Below are 22,438 nucleotides of genomic sequence, written 5' to 3' on the forward strand. Positions count from 1 at the left end.
TTGAAAACGTCAATATAACTTGTAAAATATATATTAATTGTATATCTTTATTTATTGAAAGTATATATGTTCCTTATTTATTATATATAAATCTGAATAATTGTTTATTTTTTATTACTTTAGAAAAGTATCTATTTTAATTAACATTTCACTTGCACATTTTATATACTGTAGTATATATCAAAAGATAAAATAATAATTATTATGGAGATGAACTAGATATGTTAAGTAAACTAAATTCCGAAAATACTTTTACGCCAATGAGCACTAATATAATACAAGAATGTTCAAGGCTTCTATATAGAATCCCAGTGTTTCTTAGCCATCCAAGTAGGTTAAACTCAACTCAGCAAGACTTTGTAAGCAGAATTATTATAGAAATAAAAAAAGCTTTGTTATTTCCAAGAACTTTGCCAGTTACTGAACAATACCCTGAACCACCTCTAACTAATATAAGAAGAATGATATTATCAAGTTATGGTTTTATAGCTCTTAACCTTGCTCAAAGAGAAGTTAGAGCTCTAGAAAACAATTTAGGTGAAGAGCTAAATTTTACAACTTGGGAAGGTAGCCCTTTTGCACAAATTGAACCTGCTATGGCTTTTCAATTCGGCCTTCCTATGCTTTTAATTAGAGAATCAACTGTTGAACAAACTGGAATTTGGTCCTTTGGAATAGGACCTTTCTTATTATTAGAATGGAATCCAAATTTACCTTTAGAAGACTTCTTCAATAGCAACGCATGGTTAGAAATTTTTCAAAACTGGATTTCTCAAGTTAGAAATGGATTTTACCTTCAAACTCAGCCCCCTTTTAAGTATACTTGCACTAGAGATGGTGTGAATTAATATAGACATGTAGTAATAAATATAATATCTTAAAATATATAAATCTAGGGAGCTGTCTTATAAATCCATTTAATGTAGCATATAAAATTAAAAATTGTGTGACAGCTCCCATATACCACAAATTATTCTTTACTTTAATTTGCTATAATTATTGATTATACAATTGCGCATAATAGATATATAAAATATCAACTACACTATTTAATGCATGATCTTGAATTATTGCAGTTTGGAAATAATCCATTTTTATTGGACTCACTAATAATCTTATTTCCTTAAATGAGTTATTGGTTTCCCTTTGAGATGTAATCCAAATTACCCTTATATTCTTTTCTTTTAACATTGTATGTATCTGTTTTATATGTCTTGTTGTACCTGAAAATGATATTATTATTGCAACATCATCATTTTTCATATTCTCTATAGCTAATAGTTGGCTTTTTAATGTAGGAAAAGAATACGTAGTTTTATCTAAGCGAGTAAATTTTTCACTCAAATTTTTAGCAACAATATTAGAAAAAGAGCTACCAAAAACATAAATAGATTTAGCTTCATAAATCCATTCAACTGCTCTAACCAATTTGTTTTCATTAATTAACTTTTTAGTTTCATTAAATGATTTATAAACTGATTCAAAATAGTTTTCTAAAATCTCATTACTATTCATATCTATTTCATTATTATCAATACTCTTATGATTTATTTCACCTTCTAAAAATTCGTTATAGACTACAACATCCTCTTTTAATTCCTTAAAACTTGAATTGTTGACGCGCTTGCAAAATCTAGTTACCGTAGCTGCTGACGTGCTGCATTCTTTTGCAATGTCAAATATAGTCATTTTAGGTATCTTGTCATGATTATGTAAAATAAATTGAGCTATATAACTATCAGTAGAAGAATATTCTGTTATTTCTTCTACACATCTTTTCAAATTAGAAAAAAATGAGTACATGATTCCCTCCGCTTTATTTAATATATACAATTTATATTATACATGCTTATAATACAAAAAATATAGGGTAGTGAAAACTAACCTATATTTTTTGTATTATTATTATTCTAATCCTAAAAATTCTCTCATTTCAGTCTTATAAACAGAAGCCTTATTACCATAAATTATTTGTACTCCATCTGCAACCTTAACGATTCCATTAGCAGATAATTCATTTTTAAAGTACTCATTTGGTTTTATTATTGATTTATCTTTCAAGGATAAACGTAATCTTGTAAAACATGCTTCAACTTTTAAAATGTTTTCCTTGCCACCAACAGCTTCTACTATTCTAGGAATTAAATCACCTGTACAACTTTCGCTTACTACTTCATCTTTACTTTCTTGAACTTCTCTACCTGGAGTTTTTAAATCAAACTTAATTATTACAAATTTAAATACATAGTAGTATATAACAAAGTATATAGGTCCAAGAATAAGTAACCAATACCAATTTGATCCTTTATCTGCATTTAGTATTCCATTGAATATCCATGATAGTAATGGTCCTCCAAATGCTGATGGTCCAGCTATATTAAATGAAACAATATAAGTAAGTATATAAGCTATACCTGATAATAATGCGTGCACTCCAAAAAGTATAGGTGCTACGAATAGGAAGCTATATTCTAATGGTTCTGTAATTCCCATTAATGCACAAGGTATTACTGCAGCTATCATAAGGGAAGCTACCTTTTTTCTATTTTGTTTATGAGCTGTTTTATATATAGCAAGTGCTGCTCCAACCAAACCAAACATTGCAAATAATACTTTTCCATTCATTACATAACGGCTTATGTTGATATCAAACATCGCTCCTGGAGTATTTAATATAGCATTATATATATTTACTGCACCTTCTACTGTTTGACCGCCAATCTCCATTACTCCACCAAGTGATGTAAAGAAGAATGGTAGATATATAAAATGATGTAACCCAAAAGGTAGCAATATACGTTCAGCAAATCCATATACAAAGGCTCCAAATACGCCTGTTGCGTTAATGAATTCAGAAGAAAGCTGTAAAGCATTTTGTATTGGTGGAAAAACAAATGATAAAGCTATTCCTACAAAACTTGCTACGATAATAGTAATTGCTGGTATAAAACGAGTTCCATTAAATATACCTAATACTGGTGGTAATTGAATCTTATAATATTTATTATGAAGATAACTTACTATAAGACCAATTATTATTCCACCAAATACTCCTGTATCTAGTGTTACTACACCTAAAATTGCCTTTTGACCTGTTAGTAAGTTGCTTGTATCTATAATTCCCCTAGCAATTAAGAAGCTCCCCATAACAGTATTCATTGTCATATATCCTAAGAAACCTGATAATGCTGCTGTAGCTTTCTCTGACTTAGCATATCCATAAGCGATACATATTGCAAATATTATTGAAATATTATTATTTACAACGTTCCCCGCATCTTTCATAAGTTGAAAAAGTAAAGAGAAAAAGTCATTTCCTAAAAACGGAGCTACTTTAACTAAGCTCGCATTAGTGAATGCACTTCCTACTCCAACAAGTATTCCTGAAATAGGAAGTAATAAAACTGGTGCCATTAAAACTTTACCTAGCTTTTGAAATGAGCTAAATAATTTTTGCTTATCCATAAAAATCTCCCCTTTATCTGAAGTCAATACTATTTTAACTCTGGCCAGTACTCACCATTTGCTTCAATTAGATCATCTAATATTTGTCTTGCAACTGTTGTAGATGGTACAGTTTTATTTATTGCTATAGCTTGTAATGCTTTTTCATAAGAATTTTCAAAATATGCATCAACAGCTAATTTTTCTGAAGCTACTTGATTTTCTATCATTCCTTTATAGAAAGTTGGTATTGCAGATATTGATACAGGCTCTGGTCCCCATGAACGTATATATGCTGGTACTTCTACCATAGCATCAGCTGGAATATTAGGAATAGCCCCATTATTCTCCACGATTACTAGGAAACGTTCTCCTTTATTGTATGCAATAGATGCTGCTGCATCAACTATAAAATCTCCGAATACTGTAAATTCTTGTAATGGGCTCTTATAAGTTTCTGGTGATTCTAAGTATTTTTTGTGTTCTTCAAACATTTCTGTTTCACGGCCTTCTATAACCATATCTGCTCTTGTACGATTTATATTCATTTTAGATACCATATCTGATGAATATAAATAGTATTGAAGATAACTATTTGGTAAATAATCTGGATAATCTTTCACTATCTTAGCATATTGCTTCCATGTCTTTTGCCAATCTGGATCTTTATGATGTTTATCACTTGAAGCTGTCATTCCAGAAGTTAATATCATTTCTCTTAATTCTGGTAAACGATCATTTCCATCTTTATCAAATAAAGCTGTGAACCATCCAAAATGATTTAGTCCAAAATAACATGGATCTAAAGATTGCCAGCTTTCTAAACCTAACATTTTAGAATAAGATAAAAGAATAGCTGTTGGCATATCACATATATTTAGTACTCTCTCATTATTAAATTCTCTTCTTGTAGCTTCTGCAACAACTGCTGCTGGATTAGAGTAATTTAGTACCCAACAATTAGGAGAATATTTCTTTGCCGTCTTTATCATATGAATTATAGCTGGAATTGAACGAATACCATAAGAAATTGATCCTCCTGGTCCACAAGTTTCTTGTCCCACTACTCCATATTTTAATGGAATCTTTTCATCTGAACTTCTTAATTTTAATCCACCTTGTCTAATTTGAGCAAAAACAAAATCTACATCTGTATAAGCTCTTTCTTCGTCTGTTGTTACAATTACTTCAAGATCTGGATAAGTTTCTCCAATAAATTGTTTCATAATATCATATACTAAATTTAATCTTTTCTCATCAATATCAAATAGTGCTAATTTTCTTAAAGGAAAATCATCCTTTTTTTGTAATAAACTTTGTATTATACCTGGTGTGTGCGTGCTTCCTGCACCAACAATAACTACTGCATTTTTTTTCATTGCAATCATCTCCCTTTTTGTAAATCTTTTTGTAAATGTTTTGTAAATGTTTTCTCTTGATGTTTATACTATATCACTTTACATAAACAAAAATTAAAAAATTTCACATTATGAAATTTTTTGTTGCTCATGGCTTTCTAAAAAATAAAAAGATCACTGAAATTTAAATCTGATTCAAAATTTATTACTTAATATAAAAAATCCCTCAATTTAAAATTGAGAGATTTTTTATCTATATAATTTCTTCGTTAAAAGACGATTTTTTATTGTAAAATTTATAATAAGGTATTTACTAATTAACTTTTAATCTATTTATTCAACCCCTAATACTTCTCTGATTTGAGTTTTGTATACATCCGCTTTAGAACCATAGATAACTTGTACACCATCACTTACTTGAACAACCCCATTAGCTCCAAGCTTTTTCCAAAGATTTGCATCACCTACAATTTCTTTATTTTTAACCTTTACTCTTAATCTTGTGAAGCATGCATCCACGTGCAGTATATTATCTTGTCCACCTAGTCCCTCTATAATATCATATAGTATATCTGCTTTAGATAAATTATTATTTTCTGATGTCTCATTTATTACATCATCTTCTCTTCCTGGAGTTTTATAATTAAACTTTAATATCATAAATTTAAATGTAAAGTAGTATAGAAAGAAGAAAATAACACCCAAAATAGGTATCCAAATCCAGTTTGACCCTTTATCAGCTTGCATTATACCATTAAATATCGTACTTAAGAACGGTCCCCCAAATGCTGATGTTCCTGGAACGTTTACTTGTAAGATATAAGTTAAGAAATATGCAAGTCCTGAATAAAGTGAATGAACAACAAATAACATTGGTGCTACAAATAAGAATGAATATTCAATTGGCTCTGTAATGCCTGTAAAGAACGCTGGTATTGCTGCAGCAATTATTAATCCCCTAACTATATTTTTCTTTTCTGACTTTGCAGTTTTATACATTGCCAAAGCCCCACCTGTTAAACCAAATGCAGCCACAATTATTTTACCATTCATTATAAATCTTGTTACATCAATATCAAACATGGCTGAAGGAGAAGCCAATTGAGCTTGGTATATGTTAACTGCCCCCTCTACTATATTTCCATCAATTATTGCTGATCCACCTAAATTAGTAAAGAAAAATGGTAAATAAACAAAGTGGTGTAATCCAAAAGGTAAAAGTGCACGTTCTGATAAACCGTAAATAACCGTTCCAAATGCACCTGTAGAATTAATTAAATTGCTTAATGAAGTTAATCCCCCTTGAATTGCTGGCCAAATTCCCGCCATTATAAAACCTAAAATTACTGAACATAATATTGAAATCATTGGTACAAATTTTGTTCCACTAAAAATTCCTAATACTGGTGGTAATGCAATATTATAAAATTTATTATGTAGAAAAGCTACCATAAAACCTACTATAATTCCACCAAATACTCCGACATCCAATGAAGGTATTCCTAAAACTAATGATTGACCTGTAGCTAAGTTACTTGGATCAAGCTTTCCTAAATGTATTAATAATGTACTCATAACATTATGCATAGTTACAAACGCTATCACTGAAGCTAATGCCGCTATCCCCTTTTCTTTTTTTGCATATCCAATTGCTATAGAAACAGCAAATATTATTGGTAAGAAGTTAAACACTGAATTTCCTGCTGATTTACACAAATTAAAGATTAGCTTTAAGTAATCGTTTGCAAGAACTGGAAATGTACTTACTAAATTTGTACTTGTAAATGCTGCTCCAATCCCAAGTAAAATACCTGCTATTGGTAATAACATAACTGGTGTCATAAGAACCTTTCCTAATTGTTGAAAAGCTGCAAAATACTTCGAATCTTTCATAAATTATATCTCTCCCTCTTTATAATATTTATATGACCTGACTAAGATATTGTTATTTTTCTTTCTATTCCACATATACCTCAATCAGGTCAACTTTGCCATTGTATTATTTAGTTAATCTATTAACTTATATCCTCTTTTAATATTTTTAATTTATTTAATCATTACTTAAATTCTGGCCAGTATTCCCTATTTGCTTCAATCAATTTGTCTAAAACTTTTCTTGCTTTATATGCGTCTACAATTGTTCTATTTAAAGTTAATGCTTGAAGTGCCTTTGCATAAGATCCTTCAAAATAAGCATCTACAGCTAATTTTTCATAAGCTAGTTGTGCTTCCATTAAACCTTTATAGAAAGTTCCTATCTTACCTACTCTAAGTGGTCTTGGTCCATTAGCTGTTAATACTGCAGCGACTTCTACCATTGCATCATCTTGAATATTTGATATTGCTCCATTATTCTCTACTATTACAATAAAGATTTTTCCTTGATTATATGCTATAGATTCTGCAACTTGAATCATAAATTCACTATGTGCATCATTATGGACCATCTCGCATCCTTCCATAGTTCCATGCTCAATTACTTTTTGGCATTCTTCAAATACTCTTTTTTCTCTACCATCCATAACTTCATTTGCTCTTGTATATTCTGGATTTAATTTTTTTACCTTGTAATCTGGATATAAGTAATATTGAAGATAAGTATTTGGAAGATAATCGCTAAAATCTTCACACATGTTCTTAACCATGCCATAGGTATCTAACCAAGATTGGTCTCTTTGTTCGGCATCAACTGGTAAGAACCCTCTTTCTTTTATCAAACTCTTCAATTCTGGTACTAAGTCATTACCTTCTGAATCATAAAGGTTAGTAAACCATCCAAAGTGATTCAATCCAAAATAAACTGGTTCAAAATCCTTTGAGTCTCTACCTAATATTCTTCCATAAGATCTTAAAAGGTTTACAGGTTGATCACAGATATTAAGTATTCTCTTATCTTCTGGAAATTCTCTTCTAATTGCTTCAGCTACTATTGCTGCTGGATTAGTATAATTTAATATCCATGCATCTTTTGAATAAGATCTGATATCGTTAACTGTATTAATCATATCTCTAATTGATCTTAACCCGTAAGCAAATCCACCTGCACCACAAGTTTCTTGTCCAATTAGTCCCATGCTTAGTGGTATCTTTTCATCCTTTTCTCTCATTTCATATCCACCAGTTCTCATTTGCATAAATACAAAATCAACCTCATTGTATGCTTCTTCAACCTTAGTTGTATATTTAAAATCTAATTCAGGATACTCTTCTTTAAATAATACTTTAGCAAATTCTCCTATAACTGCTTGTCTTTCTTCATTTATATCAAATAAAACTAATTTATTTAACGGAAATCTTTCCTTTAATTTGCATAGTGTTTGTAATAAACCCGGTGTCCAAGTACTTCCTCCACCAACTAGTGTCACATTAAATTTCTTCATCTCTACCAACTCCTTAGATTAAATTATTGTTTGTAGTACCGGCTACAGGTATAATTATATTAGGTATGAAAATGTTTTTAAAGGCTCTTGAAGCCTTTATCAATTTTATTCAAAAGTTAAAAAATTTTCATTTGATGAAATAATTTTCACTATAAGACTATCACTAACTTAAAAGGGGACAAACAATGGATTTCTACAAAATGATAAGTACAAATACGGATAAACTAAATAAAAATGAATTAGACATTTTAAATTTTTGCATGAAAAATGCTAATGATATTAAATCAATTAAAATTAATGATTTAGCTGAAAATACCTATACATCTCCAGCTTCTATAGTTCGCTTCTGCAAAAAATTAGGTTTTTCAGGTTTTGCAGAATTTAAAGCATCTTTTGTATTAAATATAAAAAACACCGAAGAAACTTTTAACAATCACTTTAATGAAAATTCACCTAACCTTTTTAAAGATATAAATAAATCTATTGAACTTATTAATGAAGATATTTTAGAAGAAATCTTATATCTTTTACATAATGCAAATAGAATAGAATTTTTTGGAGAAGGCTCATCTAGAATAGTTTGCTCTGAGGTGGCAAAAAAATTTAGAACCATAGGAAAAACAGCATTTAACTATGATGATAGTAGTATGATGTACATAGCTGCTGCATCTTTAACATCTAATGATCTTATATTTGCAGTCTCTATGTCAGGAGAAACTATACAAGTATTAAAGGCATTAAATATAGCCAAAACTAGAGGTGCTAAAATAATATCGCTTACCGATTTAAGCAATAATTCTCAATCAAAACTTGCTGATAAATCTCTTTATGTTACTTCAACATCTTTTGTTCACGAGAATTATAATATAGTTTCTCGTACTCAAGCTTTAATAATTTCAGAATATATATTTTTTAGATACCTTGAAAAATATATCTATTAAAGTAATATAAAAATATTAAAGATTTCTTTAATAGCAGCGCTTGGTTATAAATTTAGGAGATATCTCAAAACTATTTTTTTGAGATATCTCCATATTCTATTAACTATTAATTCTCTATAATTTTTAATATAGCTTCTGCGGCTTTTTTATATCCTCCTGCACTGCTAAAACTCTTCCCTAATTTTTCTGCATTTTCTTTATATTTATGGTTACTAAAAACCTCTAACACTGCTTCCTTAATACATTTAGGACTATTACGCTTTAAAACTATTCCAGCATCTAAATCAGCAACTCTTCTGCATACCATTCCTTGTTCTGATTGCCTAGGATACATAACCATAGGAACTCCATAATATAAACTTTCATTAACACTGTTCATTCCACAATGAGTAATAAATACCTCTATATCCTGAAGTACTTTAATTTGTTCTACACTATTTCTAACTTCAAAATTATCTGGTATAGTACCTAATTCTGAAATTGAAGTACCCTTTCCAATAGACATAACAACATCTATATCACAATCTTTAAATGCCTTAATACAATTTTGATAAAATTTAATATTTTTATTATTTACAGTTCCAAGTGAAATGTATATTTTTTTGCGTATTCTTTCTCCTTGTTTAACTTCAAGATTTGCAACTGATGGCCCAACAAAATAATACTTAGAAGAAAATGTATCTACCATTGGTTGAAATTCTTTTGAAGTATATACAATAGTATTTGTTTCATTATCATTTTGAATCATAGAAACAAAGTCCTTAACATAATATCCATGACTTCTTAATAGTTCTAATTTTTTATTAATTCTTCCCATGCCCAAAATCATACGTATAATTTCATTAGGCCCTTGCTTCATCATTTTTGCTGTATATTTATTAAATGCAAAAGTTGTTGTTGAGCATATATAAGGAATGTTCAATTTTTTAGCAAATAATTTCCCCCAAAAGCATAAAGAATCTGATACAATACAGTCAGGCTTAATACTTTCTAATTCAGCAGATACTTTTTTATCTAGAGATATAGTCGTATCCACTACCATTTCTATTAAAGCAGGGAAATCCTTACCTATTTTTTTCTCATCTTCTGGTCTTAATTCTGGAAGATAATCATCACAACTTATAAAATTTGCACCTGCATCTTGAATTTTATCTTTAAATTCATTAAATGAATAATACCATACTTCATTGCCTCTACTTACTAATTCTCTTACTACTTCAATTGTAGGATTTGTATGTCCACTTGCAGGAATACAAAAAAATATTATCTTACTCATATTAACCCATCCCTTATCAATTTATTTTACTATTAATCATCATTTTTTCTTGGAATTCCTATTTCCCCTATGAAGTTTATTAAGTCTCTCTGATGTACAATAGCAAGACCTCTATCTTCATCTCCTAATATTAATAACTTATCTCCTGAATTAATATTAAAAACTTCTCTTGCATCTTTAGGAATAACAATTTGTCCACGTTCACCAACTGTAACAGCTCCAAAAAAGTATTTTCCTTTTGGTGGTATTACAATGCCTGTCTCTTCTTCTGAATGGCTAACTAAATTATCTATTGTTACATTATATAATTTTGCAAGTTCAATACAACTAGCTATGTCAGGTGCAGATTCACCACTTTCCCATTTTGCAATAGATTGCCTTGAAACATTTATCTTTTCTGCTAATTGCTCTTGAGTATATTGATATATTTTTCTTAATCTTTTTAAATTTTCGCAAATCATATTTATCATACCTTTCATACTTATTATATTTAACTTTACCCTTAATTTCTATCAACCAATCTTAACATCAAAGTATATATTCATAGCATTATTTTTAATTAATTATACAAAAATTAATAAATAATTATACAAAAATTTTTCTCTAAACTACCTTGCATTGCTACTACAAACAAATAAGCTATATATTACTAATTTGCTTTAATTTACACTTGCTTTTATAGAATATCAAAAACTTTTTCGCAAATAATAAATATTAAAGTAAGGTGGTGATATATATGGGTAGTTCTCAATATAACAAAAATAAGAATAATAAAAGTAACTTTGGGAAAAATAGAGACAACAATAACAAGGATAAGGGAAATAATCAAGTAAAGTAAATTCTATACCATAGTATATAATTTACAAGATAAAAATTAAAAACTTTTGATTTAATTCTTTTAAATTTTTATGATAATATTAAAAGTGACAACAAATCTAAGATTATAGTAGATTTGCTGTCACTTTTTTATAAATTTCCTTATAACAAGGAAACTACATTATTTATATGTATTTTTATGTATTATATAACTAAAAATTATAGTTTTCATCCAATAAACTATTTAAATCACTTTTAGTAGCTACAACCATTTCCTCAATGTTAATATTGTCTTCATCATCTGTATTAACATCAATAATAACGCTTCTTTTTCTATTTCGTGCTGATTTTCTCTTATTTTTATCATCTAATGCCATCTTTATTAAATTTATTGATTCGGTAGGAGTTTCGCATCCTCCAAGAACTACTATATTATTTTTATCATTATATGTTATATATGTACTTCTATAAACTTCAAATAGCTTAGATAATTCATATGGATCGTATCCATCAATTTTTAAATTAATTCCCAAGTAATCACAATCATATATATCTGGTTGAACAAACACACTATTTTTTATAGCTAAATCAACAGCTGTTTTAACATCCTTTAATCCATCATATAACTTTAAAATAAGCCCTGATCCCTCTGCAGTATTTATTCTTAGAGAATCTTTATTATCAATGCAACCATCAGCATGAATACCTATTATATTATAGGCTAGATCTAAACTTTCAATTACTTCATTATTTATTTCTTTATATGTATTCCTTCTATTATTATCTACAAATTTAACGTCATTTATTAAATTCATTACACTATTTATGTCATTCCAACATTCTATAGTATTTTTAAATGCTAGCTCATCTTCCTTTAAGCTAGGTAAAATAGCTACTACATTAATCTTTGCATTTTTTAGTACTTTTTTCGCTATTTGTATGAATGTTTTTATTGCACCAGAGCCTGTCCCTCCCGCCATAGTTGTAAATACTACTATGGCTTCTGTTAACGGATATTTACTTAATAACGCTGCTAATGAATTGACGTTGTCTTTAATCATTTCCTTAGATTTATTTCTATCTCTTCCTGAACCATCTTCTCCAGGATAAACATATACATTTTTTGTTATATCTGCATTTCTTAATGGCTTAATATCAAATAAGCTGCTATTTATAAATAATCCATTATATCTTGGATTTTTACTTAATAGTCCATCTACTATATTTCCAGCACCTTGCCCTAATGAAACTAATAACATTTTGTCTTTTTCCATAATAACTCTCCTCTATCATACTATATAGATTTATTATCGGTAAAAAGTAAAATAACCTTATATTTATTTTTTAATCAAATTATAATTATTACTTAAGCTATCCTATTGTTCGTTCGAAAATATAATGGGGTGAATAAATTATTATGGATAATAAAGAAAAATACATAAGTAATCAAAAAATCAATTCTAAAATCCTAAATAAAAAAAGAGGAGAAATATTATATTATTCTATAGATCAAGTATCTGACTTATTAAATGAAAGTATAGATAATATAAAATACTACACTAACATATTTGACGATATACTAAAAATCGAAATACTAGATAAAGAATTACGCTATAAAGATAATGATATAGATAAACTAGAACTTTTAATAAAACTAAAAAATAGAGGCATGTCAATAAAAGAAATATATGAATATTATAACAAATTACCTTTAAATGATAGTGAGCTTCAATATAGTGAAGGAAACTTATTATCTGTTGAAGAATTAATTGATTTAATTAAAGAAAATCAACAAATTCAACTAAATATTTTTAAAGACCAATTAATTAACGATTTACAAAATGTAAACTCCCTATATCTTAATAACATTAGTTCAATGATTATTGAATCTCAAAATAAAAAACTTAATGAACTTAAAAATGATTTATCTAAGGAAATTACAGAATACCTAACTGTTAAATTAGATAAAATCAATGAAGTTAATAATGATATACATAATAATATAATTAATGATGCTAAAGAGTTTATATCAACTAAAATTGATAATAAAAATGAAGAGTTAATAATTGATTTCAAAAATAATTTTGATGATTTTACTAAGCTATCTTCAAATAATAATGACCGTTTAATAAATGAAGTTAAATCCTTTAAAAGAGTTATGGAAGATGCTTATTATACTAAATGTGAAGTTGAAATGGAGGAAGATGCAAATAAAGGATTTTTTGCTAGACTATTTCAAGCATTAAAAGTTAATTAGTTACATTTTTATCTCAATGAAAATTATAGCTCTACAACATTTGTCGTAGAGCTTACATTTAATATTGTACTTTTTCAAATTTACATCTATCAATATTGTACATAGTTTACTATTTAAGTACATTTCTTATCTTTCTGGAAGAAAAACAGTTATTCTCGTACCTATTTCTTTCCTACTCAAGACGCTAAAATATCCATTGTGACTATCAATAATCCATTTAGCAATAGAGAGTCCAAGCCCTGTGCCACCATTTTTTCTAACCCTTGCAGTATCTGCTCTAAAAAAGCGTTCAAATATATGAACTACGTCATTTTCATCCATTCCTATTCCATTATCTTGAATTGAAAAATAAGGTTCATTATTATCATTTTTGCCACATTTTAATATTATCTCTTCACGTTTATCCGTGTATTTTGCTGCATTTTCTATTAATATTCTAGCTGTTTGTTTAAGTAAGGATATATCACCATAAACTTTTATATCTTCTGAATCTATATATGTGTATGTGTGATATTTATCTATCATTTGAGATTCTTCTAATACTTCTTTCATCATATCATTAAGTGAAAATCCTCTAAGTTTAAGTTGAGTTTTACCATTAATACCTCTAGCTAGAAATAACAACTGCTCTACTAAGTTTTTCATATTTTCTGATTCACTTTTTATAGCTACAATAGATTCTTCTAATACTTCTTCATCATCTTTTCCCCAACGATCTAGCATATTTGCATATCCTTGAATTACAGAAATAGGAGTTCTAAGCTCATGTGAAGCATCTGAAACAAACCTTGCTTGTTGTCTATAAGATTCTCTCATTCTATCTAATAAGTTATTAATTGCTTCCTCTAACCCCTGAAGTTCACTATCTCCAATATGAATTCTTTCATCAGATGCAATTGGACTAATCTTAGATATAGCATCTTCAAGACTATGAAATTTTTCTTCATCAAAAGCCATATCACTAAGTCTACTTGCAGTTTCTGCTATTTCATTAAGTGGTTTTAAAACTTTTCTATTTTTTGAAGTACCAAATATTATTTCATTTAATAGCATAATAAATTCTATGATTCCAATAACACTAATAGCTCTTATAACAAGATTTAAAAAAGTACTAGCTTCTTTAATCATGACCTTTCCATCATCAAAGACAACTTTATAAGTTGCTGTTTCTATAGGATAAAAGTTAAAAGACCTTTGAGCATTTTTTATAAATTCACCATAAAAACTTAATTCACTTTCAACACACCAAATACCAATAAATATAATAATTATAAATATATCAATTAAAATAAACTTAAAAAATAAATCTCTTATAAAAATGGAATTTAACTTTATTGCAATAGATGTAACATTTTTGTTTTTAATCTTTTTACTCATCCTTAATTACGTACCCCACACCACGAACTGTAGTTATTATTTTTACTTTAAACATATCATCTATTTTTGTTCTTAAATATCTTATATAAACATCTATAACATTTGTTTCTCCAATATAATCATATCCACATACCTTTTCCATAAGTGTATTTCTAGTTAGTACTATATTCTTGTTTTCCATTAATATTTGCAACAAAGTAAATTCTCTATTTGTAAGCTCTATTTCTGTACTATCATAAATTACCTTATACTTCATTTTGTCTAATGATAATAACCCACATCTTAATATGTCTTCATCCTTTTTTACTGTAACTATTCTCTTTTTAAGCGCTGTTCTTATTCTTGCAAGCAATTCTTCAATTGCAAATGGCTTAGTTATATAATCATCTGCACCTGCATCAAGGCCTGAAACTTTATCCATAACCGCATCTCTTGCAGTAAGCATTATAACTGGAATATCTGAAATTCTTCTAAGCCTTCTTAATACTTCAAGACCATTGATTTCTGGAAGCATTATATCAAGTAGGATTAAATCCATCTCACCTTTTTCTGCAATTTCAAGACCTGTTCTTCCATTATTAGCTTTTACTACTTCATATCCTTCATGTTTTAACTCAAGTTCAATAAACCTTGCTAGCTTTTCTTCATCTTCAACTATTAAAATCTTAGTCATTCTTAACACCCTTTTTAAACTTCTCTTTTATATCTTTTACATATTTTGAAATCTCATTTAGTATCTTATTAACTTTATCTGTATTGATACTATTTGCATAAACATAAAATTCTATATCAAAAAATAGTCCAACAATAATTAAAGGAATAATAATCCAAAACATAAAAAACGAAAGTAAAATCACTACTGTAAGTGGAATCTTTAAAAATATCTTCTTTGCCTTTTTTATCTCTAGGAAAATATTATTACATGTATCTATAAACTTACATATAGCTTCAAATATTCCTTGAAAACTGCTGTTAGTTTTATACTTATATTCTTCATTATTTCTAATAACTTGTATTTCTCCAGTATATCTTGTTTCATTAGTATAAAAAATGCTAACAGAAGGCTTTTCAACTTTTCCACTTTCCTCTAAGTACAATAAAGCATCTAATATATCCCAATTGCTATTTTCTAAAACTTTTTTAGCTTCCTCATAACTTATATTTGTTTTTTTTCTTAATTTCTCTACTAGCTTATGCTTATCCATAAATAAACCTCCATATCTATGGCATATAAAAATAACATATATTATTTAAATTTTACTATTTTACTTATGATAAGTATATTAATTTTTTAATAAATTGCACAATACTTTTACAAATAATAATCTCATAACCAATTTGATATTATTTCGAAATAAAAAATACCGTATATTCATTTCTTAATATACGGTATTTAGATAATTTTATAGTATAATCTATTTACTTTTTTCAAATGATAGTGCTACTTCGCCATCACCAATTATTGCTATTATTTTTTTTGGTGCAATATTACGGAGATAAAATCTAGTGTTATATGGTATTGAGCTAATAAATTGAATATTCATATCTTCATCAAGAATCATAATTTTAGTAGGAACTTGAGTAAGTAGTGTTACGCCTATATCAACATCAGTTGCATTATTAAATTTATGAAAACCCTCTGTATATGTTTTTGAAATAGTTGGTATAGGCTTATAATAATTAGATGTAGTACTTGCACTAACAATGTTAGGCAATGATATAAATAGTATTAGTGCTAAAAATATTGATTGCTAATGATAATTTAATTGGCAATTCAGAAATTATAAGATGTCATTATAAAAATCGGAAAGTTAATACATATCATTAAGTCTAATTATCATTCATTATTTCTCATAGCCTTCTTTAAAGTCCTTTTTAATAGTATCTGCTGATTCTGATGCTTTTTCAAAAACACTATTTACTCCATCATAATTAATATTAGCACCAGCTAATGAATATTTATATCCACAGAATAGTCCAATTACTAATAATACTATAGTTGGTGCAAATAAAAATACTAATAGAAGTATTGATACTGTTATTGATACTCTTATTGGCTTTTCATTATCTTTTTTTATTTCAAAAAAGTTCTCATTCCCCTTTTTTATAAATTTACCTATAAATTTAAATATTCTACCTATGATTTCTCCAATTCCACCATATCCTTCTTTATACCTTTTACTATTTTCATTTTTTTCTTGCTTTTGATCTTCTTCTTTAACTTCAATTATTGTAGTAGTTTCATTATTTTCTATTTTCCCATTTCTCTCTAGATATATAATAGTATCTACAACATCCCAGTTACATTTTTCCAAAGCATCTATTGCCTCTTCACGAGTTATCTTAGCTTTTGCAATTATAATTTCAATCATTTCATTTCTTTCCATTTGATTTACCTCCATGTATTTATTAATCATTCATCATGGTTATATAATACTTTGGAAAGATTAATCTAAAATATAAGAAAGATTAAAATTAGATTAAAAAATTAAAATAATTATCACTAAAAATTAATTGAAAAGCTACATAATATTATCTTTAGTCTATTTTCATTAATAACCCTTCTTTATTTAATATAGGTCTTAATACATTATATATAATTACTACTACTATTGTAGAAACTATCGCATTTACCAATGTAGTAACTGCACTTATTTTAGCTAAAATAGCTGCTGCATCTTGTGGTTGTCCCAATATAAATTGTTTATAAAAAAATCCAACTATAGGGTCTGCTACTACATTAAAAACCAACCCACCAACAGATGCAATAATGCTCCACTTAAAAATATACTTTTTATCATTATTTTCACTAATTTTTGCAATTCTATGTGCAATTAATCCAGTTATCAATCCAATACACAATTTTAAGATGAATGTTTTTGGTGCTACCATTATATATACAGGATCTAACAAATCTGCAATAGTCATCCCTATTGCTCCTGCTAGTCCTCCATACCATCCACCAAGTAATAATGCAGCTAAGACACAAAATGCATTCCCAATATGAAGTGAAGTTGTATTTCCTCCCGGGATTGGTATTTTAATTTGTAAATAAGTAAATGATACAAAACATAATGCTGCTAATAATGCTGTTTGATTTAATTTTTTTATTCTTGTTTGTTTATTCAAAACAACCGCCCCTTTACTGGTAAAACTTACTATAAATTTTACACTTTCTAATCTTAAAATCAATTTTATCGATACAATACTGCAATCACTTATATATTTATTTTTTTCATTATAAATAAACATTATTATTTGGTTTATTATAAATTTTGAAATAATAATGTACAGGATAACCAATATTTTTATGTAATTATTGAAGATATAATAACAAGGGCTATTTTTCAATAGCCCCACTTATTTTTAATTTACCTTTTAATTTACTTTTTAACTTAATTGCTTAAATATCTAAACTCTATACTTGTTAGAAGTAATGCACCAGCAAAGTCATTATTGTTTGGAATACGTGCAACACTTAAAAGAGCAAAATCTTCTGCTCTAATAATATCATTTAATTCAAATTCTAATACATAATGATTATATTGAAAATTTCCTGGTGAGTTTTGTATTGGAATATTAACTCTATTCATAGTCCTTAAATTTGCTATATTTACTACTCCATTAACTCTAGTAAATAATGATGACAACCTTATTGCAAACCTATTTCCAATTGGAGTATTTGAATTATCGGTTAATAAATGAACAAACACCCTAGCTCTTGAAGACCTAATAGCATCCCTCGGAACGCTAAAAGTTAGTGAATACTCATTTGTATCACCTTGAGGAAGAAGCCATCCTAATATTCTAATACTAGAAGTAGCACTTCCTAGAGGTACAGTGTCAGGTGAAGTTTCTTCAGCATCATTAATTGTTCCAGCATTGAATATTAATGATTTGAATTCTAGTTTATTATTAAAACAATAATCATTTAACATCTTGAATCACCTCAAAATTATATAAAAGCTTTCTAATATAGTGTATTACAAATATATAATTATGTTACTAAAATATTAATTCATTTATATATTCTTCTAATTTTTTATTTCTGTATAATAGTACAACAAATAATATACTCTAAAGGATTAAAAATCTCCATCATAATCCATCTATAGTAAGTTAACCTATTCATAAATAAAGGAAGTCGCGAAACGCGACTTCCTTTACTTTGACCTTTACTCTATAGATTTTAATGCATCTACCATATTTACTTTTTTTAGTTTTATATGCATCATTATCATAACTAATATTGCAAAAAACATTGTAATTAATCCAGCAATTATATAGCCACTTATATTTACAGTTGGTATCATCATCATATTATCCATTTCTGCCGTACTTACTAAAAATACATATAGTATTTTACCGAGGAATGTACCTAAAAGTATTCCTAATATAGTAAGTATTATGTTTTCTCTAAATATATACATTGCTACTTCACTATCATAAAAACCTAATACCTTTATTGTAGATATTTCTCTTATACGTTCAGATACATTTATATTTATTAAGTTATATAATACAACAAATGCTAAACTTCCTGAAGCTACTATTATTACTATCATAACTAATCCTAAATCAGCAGATTCACTTAAACTCTTCATCTTTGAGGCAAGTGTAACATTTATTACTTTATCATTATCCATAAGAGTAGTAGATACTTTATCATCATCTTCTCTTTCTGAATTTAAATTTAATAATTGCGCATTATATATTAGCTCACTATTAAATACTTCTTTATAATAGTCTGGTGATAAATACATATAATGTCCAGCATAATTTTCTACTATATTATCTACCTTAACTTCATAATCATTATTTTTTGAATCTGTTACAATTATATTATCACCTACAGATGCATCTAAAATTTTTGCTAGTTTTTCATTTATAATTACTCCACTATTTGATAATTTGTACTCAATACCACGTTCTCTATCATTTAGTAATATATACTTATTTAATTCATCTGTATTTTCTGGTACATACATAGTGGCAGTTTGCTTGCTTACACCTTCTTTGCTAAAAGTAACTGAATCTTGATAAATGTTTAAGCTACTTTCATATCCTCTTAAGTTATTTAAAGACTCATTATATTCTTCATTTTCTTTTTCAATATTCTTGTCATTAAATATTACCATAGCATCATATTTAATTAATTTACCAAACTGAATACCCATGACTGAAGAATTAGATTTTTCAAGGGCTAATCCTGCAACAAGCATAGCCATGCATCCTGATATACCAAGTATTGTCATTAACATCCTTTGTTTATATCTAAAAAGATTCCTGAAAGTAACCTTTTGATTAAAGTTTAATCTTTTCCATAATGGTGTAATTCTTTCTAATAATATCTTCTTACCAACTTTTGGAGCTTTTATTCTCATCAAGTTAGAAGGACTATCTATTAATTCTCCTTTTAATACAATTAAAGCTGCTCCTACTGTACAAACTATTGAAGCTACTAAAGATTGAATTATATAAGATGGATAAAAATATATATTTACATTTGGTAAAGTAAATGAAGCTGAATACGCTTGGCTAACTATATACGGAAGCATGCTACTTCCAATTGCTATACCAAGAATACTTCCTATAATACTAGCTAATGCTGCATAAACTACAAACTTTTTAGCTATTTCTAAATCTCTATATCCTAAAGCTTTTAGTGTTCCTATTTCTACTCTATTTTCTTCTACCATTCTAGTCATTGTAGTTAAGCATATAAGTGCTGCAACTAAGAAGAAAAACACAGGAAATACTAAAGCTATCTTATCTAAGCTATCAATTGAACCTTTATAAGTTGTATAACCAGGATTATCCTCCCTATCAAAGAAATAATATTTGCTATCATCTAAATCATTTAGTTTTTCCTTTTCCTTATCTATTTCTTTTCGTCCATCTATTAGCTTTTCTCTATTTTCTGCAATTTCTTTTTCTCCATCAAGAAGTTTTTGTTCTGAATCCTCAAGCTCTTTCTTAGCCTTATCAAGCTCTAACTGACCTTGAGTTTTACCTTCTTCAAGATCTGCTTTTCCTTTTATAATTTCTTCTTGTCCTTTATCTAATTGCTTTTCGGCTTCTTCAAGTTTTATCTTACCTTCATTAAATACTTTAACTTGCTCTTCATAAGCAGTTACTCCTTGCTGATACTTAGTTATTCCCGCAACTAAAGTATCTAATTTGGATTTATTTTCACTTACAGTTTTACTAGCTTCTTCTATAGCATTAGAAATATTAAGTGCTAGAGAAATATTTTCTGGATTTTGTTCTAAAGCATTTACTAAATCATTTAAAGCAGTTAATCCTAAGCCTTGGTTAGATATAATTCCTTTCCAATATTGAATTTTCTCATTTGGAATTCTATCACCATCTTTTAGATTGCTTGTTGTTTCTTTTATATTATTTGAAAGTTCATCATATGTTTTAATTAACATATTTAATCCTTCTATTTGATTCTCATATTCTTTTGTACTTTTAGTAGGATCAATTCCTTTATTTAAAAATTCCTGTTTTGCATTATCAAGTTCAACTTTAGCTAACTGAAGCTTTATTTCTCCATTTGAAAATTGTTCTTTTTGCTTATCTAATTCATTTTGTCCATCAACTAATTGCTTTTCACCTTCAATTAGTTTTAATTCACCATCTTTAATTTCTTGATTATATTTTTCTACAGCTTCTCTATATTGATTTTTCCCGTCAATAAGTTGAATCTTCCCATCATCTATTTCTTTTTGAGCATCTTCAAGCTTTATTTCACCATCTTCTATTTCTTTATAAGCTTTATCAAACTCTTTTTGTGCTTCTGATTTTATTTCTTCAACTCTTTCTATAGCTCTATTTGAATATAAATCTTCAAGATACTTATTATTTTCTTCCATCTTTTCTTTATATTCATCACTATATGAGCCAAGACTTTCTACATTTTTAAATCGTACATATATTTCAGTATATACATCCATTGATATATCACTACTATTTAAAATTGCAAAATAATCAATACTTCCTTTTCCAACAGTAGTTGTCCCTCTAGATATATTTTCTATATACATAGGACTTTGAACAAATCCAACTATCTTAAAAGTTTTCTTACTAAAATACTCATCTAAGTTTATATCAGATTCTATTGTATAATTATCGCCTATTTTTAGATTTTCATTTTCCTTTAAAGCATTTTTATCTAAAGCTATTTCTCCACTATTTTCAGGTAACTTACCTTCTATAACAATAGGATTATTCATATTAATAGAATCATTAGGATTATACTCCATAAATCTAACAACATTATTTGTATTAGTTAAATTTACATCTATGCTATGTGTTGCATAATAATCTAAAATTTTATCGTTATTTTCAAGTAACTTTAAATCATTATCATTAAGACCTATACTAGATACTATCTTACTATCCATTAAGTTTTGCTGATTAAAAAATTCATTTATAGAATCTTTTAAGTCTGGACCAGCTGATTTTATTCCAGAATAAACAGCTACGCCTAAAAATATTATTGCTAATATTGAAATAAACCTTGCTTTTGAAGATAGTATTTCTCTTGTTATTGATTTTTTATATGCTATATTTTTCATCTTTAT

Annotated in this window: 19 protein-coding genes; 3 read left to right on the plus strand and 16 right to left on the minus strand. The window is 27.6% G+C overall.

Features of this window, described 5'->3' with window-relative positions; all coding sequences use genetic code 11:
* Positions 1–221 precede the first annotated feature (221 nt).
* Positions 222–848 (plus strand): hypothetical protein, encoded by a 627-nt coding sequence (locus I2E83_RS11150; protein ID WP_195429824.1) that lies wholly within the window; start codon positions 222–224, stop codon positions 846–848.
* A gap of 148 nt (positions 849–996) precedes the next feature.
* Here the strand turns inward: I2E83_RS11150 and I2E83_RS11155 are convergent, their stop codons facing one another.
* The 5 genes from I2E83_RS11155 to I2E83_RS11175 all read right to left on the minus strand — a co-directional run bounded on the left by I2E83_RS11155 (position 997) and on the right by I2E83_RS11175 (position 8,182).
* Positions 997–1,803, minus strand: coding sequence for a MurR/RpiR family transcriptional regulator (locus I2E83_RS11155; RefSeq protein WP_195262932.1), 807 nt, complete (start codon positions 1,801–1,803; stop codon positions 997–999).
* A 102-nt stretch (positions 1,804–1,905) separates the two neighbouring features.
* Positions 1,906–3,465 carry a PTS transporter subunit EIIC gene (locus tag I2E83_RS11160; RefSeq protein ID WP_195262931.1) on the minus strand — a complete coding sequence of 520 codons (1,560 nt, stop codon included), beginning with the start codon at positions 3,463–3,465 and terminating at the stop codon, positions 1,906–1,908.
* Between the two features lie 29 nt (positions 3,466–3,494).
* Complete coding sequence (locus I2E83_RS11165) at positions 3,495–4,823, minus strand: 6-phospho-alpha-glucosidase (RefSeq protein WP_195262930.1); 1,329 nt, start codon at positions 4,821–4,823, stop codon at positions 3,495–3,497.
* Positions 4,824–5,135: 312 nt separating this feature from the next.
* A complete protein-coding gene (locus I2E83_RS11170) occupies positions 5,136–6,695 on the minus strand; it encodes a PTS transporter subunit EIIC (protein ID WP_195429825.1) in 1,560 nt (519 codons plus the stop codon).
* Between the two features lie 164 nt (positions 6,696–6,859).
* On the minus strand, positions 6,860–8,182 hold the full coding sequence (locus I2E83_RS11175; protein ID WP_111927970.1) for a 6-phospho-alpha-glucosidase: 1,323 nt from the start codon (positions 8,180–8,182) through the stop codon (positions 6,860–6,862).
* A 185-nt stretch (positions 8,183–8,367) separates the two neighbouring features.
* Here I2E83_RS11175 and I2E83_RS11180 point away from each other — a divergent pair, with 185 nt between their 5' ends.
* Positions 8,368–9,123 carry a MurR/RpiR family transcriptional regulator gene (locus I2E83_RS11180; protein ID WP_195429826.1) on the plus strand — a complete coding sequence of 252 codons (756 nt, stop codon included), beginning with the start codon at positions 8,368–8,370 and terminating at the stop codon, positions 9,121–9,123.
* 106 nt (positions 9,124–9,229) lie between these two features.
* Here the strand turns inward: I2E83_RS11180 and I2E83_RS11185 are convergent, their stop codons facing one another.
* The 3 genes from I2E83_RS11185 to I2E83_RS11195 all read right to left on the minus strand — a co-directional run bounded on the left by I2E83_RS11185 (position 9,230) and on the right by I2E83_RS11195 (position 12,489).
* On the minus strand, positions 9,230–10,399 hold the full coding sequence (locus tag I2E83_RS11185; protein ID WP_195429827.1) for a macrolide family glycosyltransferase: 1,170 nt from the start codon (positions 10,397–10,399) through the stop codon (positions 9,230–9,232).
* A 32-nt stretch (positions 10,400–10,431) separates the two neighbouring features.
* The gene (locus tag I2E83_RS11190; protein ID WP_347708059.1) at positions 10,432–10,869 is read right to left on the minus strand and encodes a helix-turn-helix transcriptional regulator; all 438 of its coding nucleotides are present in this window, start codon (positions 10,867–10,869) and stop codon (positions 10,432–10,434) included.
* A 558-nt stretch (positions 10,870–11,427) separates the two neighbouring features.
* Positions 11,428–12,489: a cell division protein FtsZ gene (locus I2E83_RS11195; protein WP_195262925.1), complete on the minus strand. Its 1,062-nt coding sequence runs from the start codon at positions 12,487–12,489 to the stop codon at positions 11,428–11,430.
* 143 nt (positions 12,490–12,632) lie between these two features.
* Here I2E83_RS11195 and I2E83_RS11200 point away from each other — a divergent pair, with 143 nt between their 5' ends.
* Positions 12,633–13,472, plus strand: a complete 840-nt coding sequence (locus tag I2E83_RS11200; RefSeq protein WP_195429829.1) for a helix-turn-helix domain-containing protein — start codon at positions 12,633–12,635, stop codon at positions 13,470–13,472.
* A gap of 126 nt (positions 13,473–13,598) precedes the next feature.
* On the opposite strand, the gene I2E83_RS11205 is transcribed toward I2E83_RS11200, so the two are convergent.
* The 8 genes from I2E83_RS11205 to I2E83_RS11240 all read right to left on the minus strand — a co-directional run bounded on the left by I2E83_RS11205 (position 13,599) and on the right by I2E83_RS11240 (position 22,432).
* Complete coding sequence (locus I2E83_RS11205; protein WP_195429832.1) at positions 13,599–14,849, minus strand: HAMP domain-containing sensor histidine kinase; 1,251 nt, start codon at positions 14,847–14,849, stop codon at positions 13,599–13,601.
* Entirely contained in the window at positions 14,842–15,522 is a 681-nt protein-coding gene (locus I2E83_RS11210; RefSeq protein ID WP_195429833.1) for a response regulator transcription factor, read from the minus strand. Before I2E83_RS11210 ends, I2E83_RS11205 begins: the two co-directional genes overlap by 8 nt.
* Positions 15,515–16,054: a ubiquitin gene (locus tag I2E83_RS11215; RefSeq protein ID WP_195429836.1), complete on the minus strand. Its 540-nt coding sequence runs from the start codon at positions 16,052–16,054 to the stop codon at positions 15,515–15,517. The genes I2E83_RS11210 and I2E83_RS11215 overlap by 8 nt, the downstream gene beginning before the upstream one ends.
* A 210-nt stretch (positions 16,055–16,264) precedes the next feature.
* Positions 16,265–16,564, minus strand: a complete 300-nt coding sequence (locus tag I2E83_RS11220; RefSeq protein WP_207733748.1) for a hypothetical protein — start codon at positions 16,562–16,564, stop codon at positions 16,265–16,267.
* A gap of 129 nt (positions 16,565–16,693) precedes the next feature.
* Positions 16,694–17,236, minus strand: a complete 543-nt coding sequence (locus I2E83_RS11225; RefSeq protein ID WP_195262920.1) for a DUF4342 domain-containing protein — start codon at positions 17,234–17,236, stop codon at positions 16,694–16,696.
* 151 nt (positions 17,237–17,387) lie between these two features.
* Complete coding sequence (locus I2E83_RS11230) at positions 17,388–17,978, minus strand: ECF transporter S component (RefSeq protein ID WP_243241960.1); 591 nt, start codon at positions 17,976–17,978, stop codon at positions 17,388–17,390.
* A gap of 266 nt (positions 17,979–18,244) precedes the next feature.
* Positions 18,245–18,787, minus strand: coding sequence for a hypothetical protein (locus tag I2E83_RS11235; RefSeq protein ID WP_195262918.1), 543 nt, complete (start codon positions 18,785–18,787; stop codon positions 18,245–18,247).
* Between the two features lie 237 nt (positions 18,788–19,024).
* A complete protein-coding gene (locus I2E83_RS11240; RefSeq protein ID WP_195429838.1) occupies positions 19,025–22,432 on the minus strand; it encodes an FtsX-like permease family protein in 3,408 nt (1,135 codons plus the stop codon).
* Positions 22,433–22,438 lie beyond the last annotated feature (6 nt).

The organism is Clostridium sp. D46t1_190503_E9, from assembly GCF_015555225.1.
Lineage (GTDB): Bacteria > Bacillota > Clostridia > Clostridiales > Clostridiaceae > Clostridium.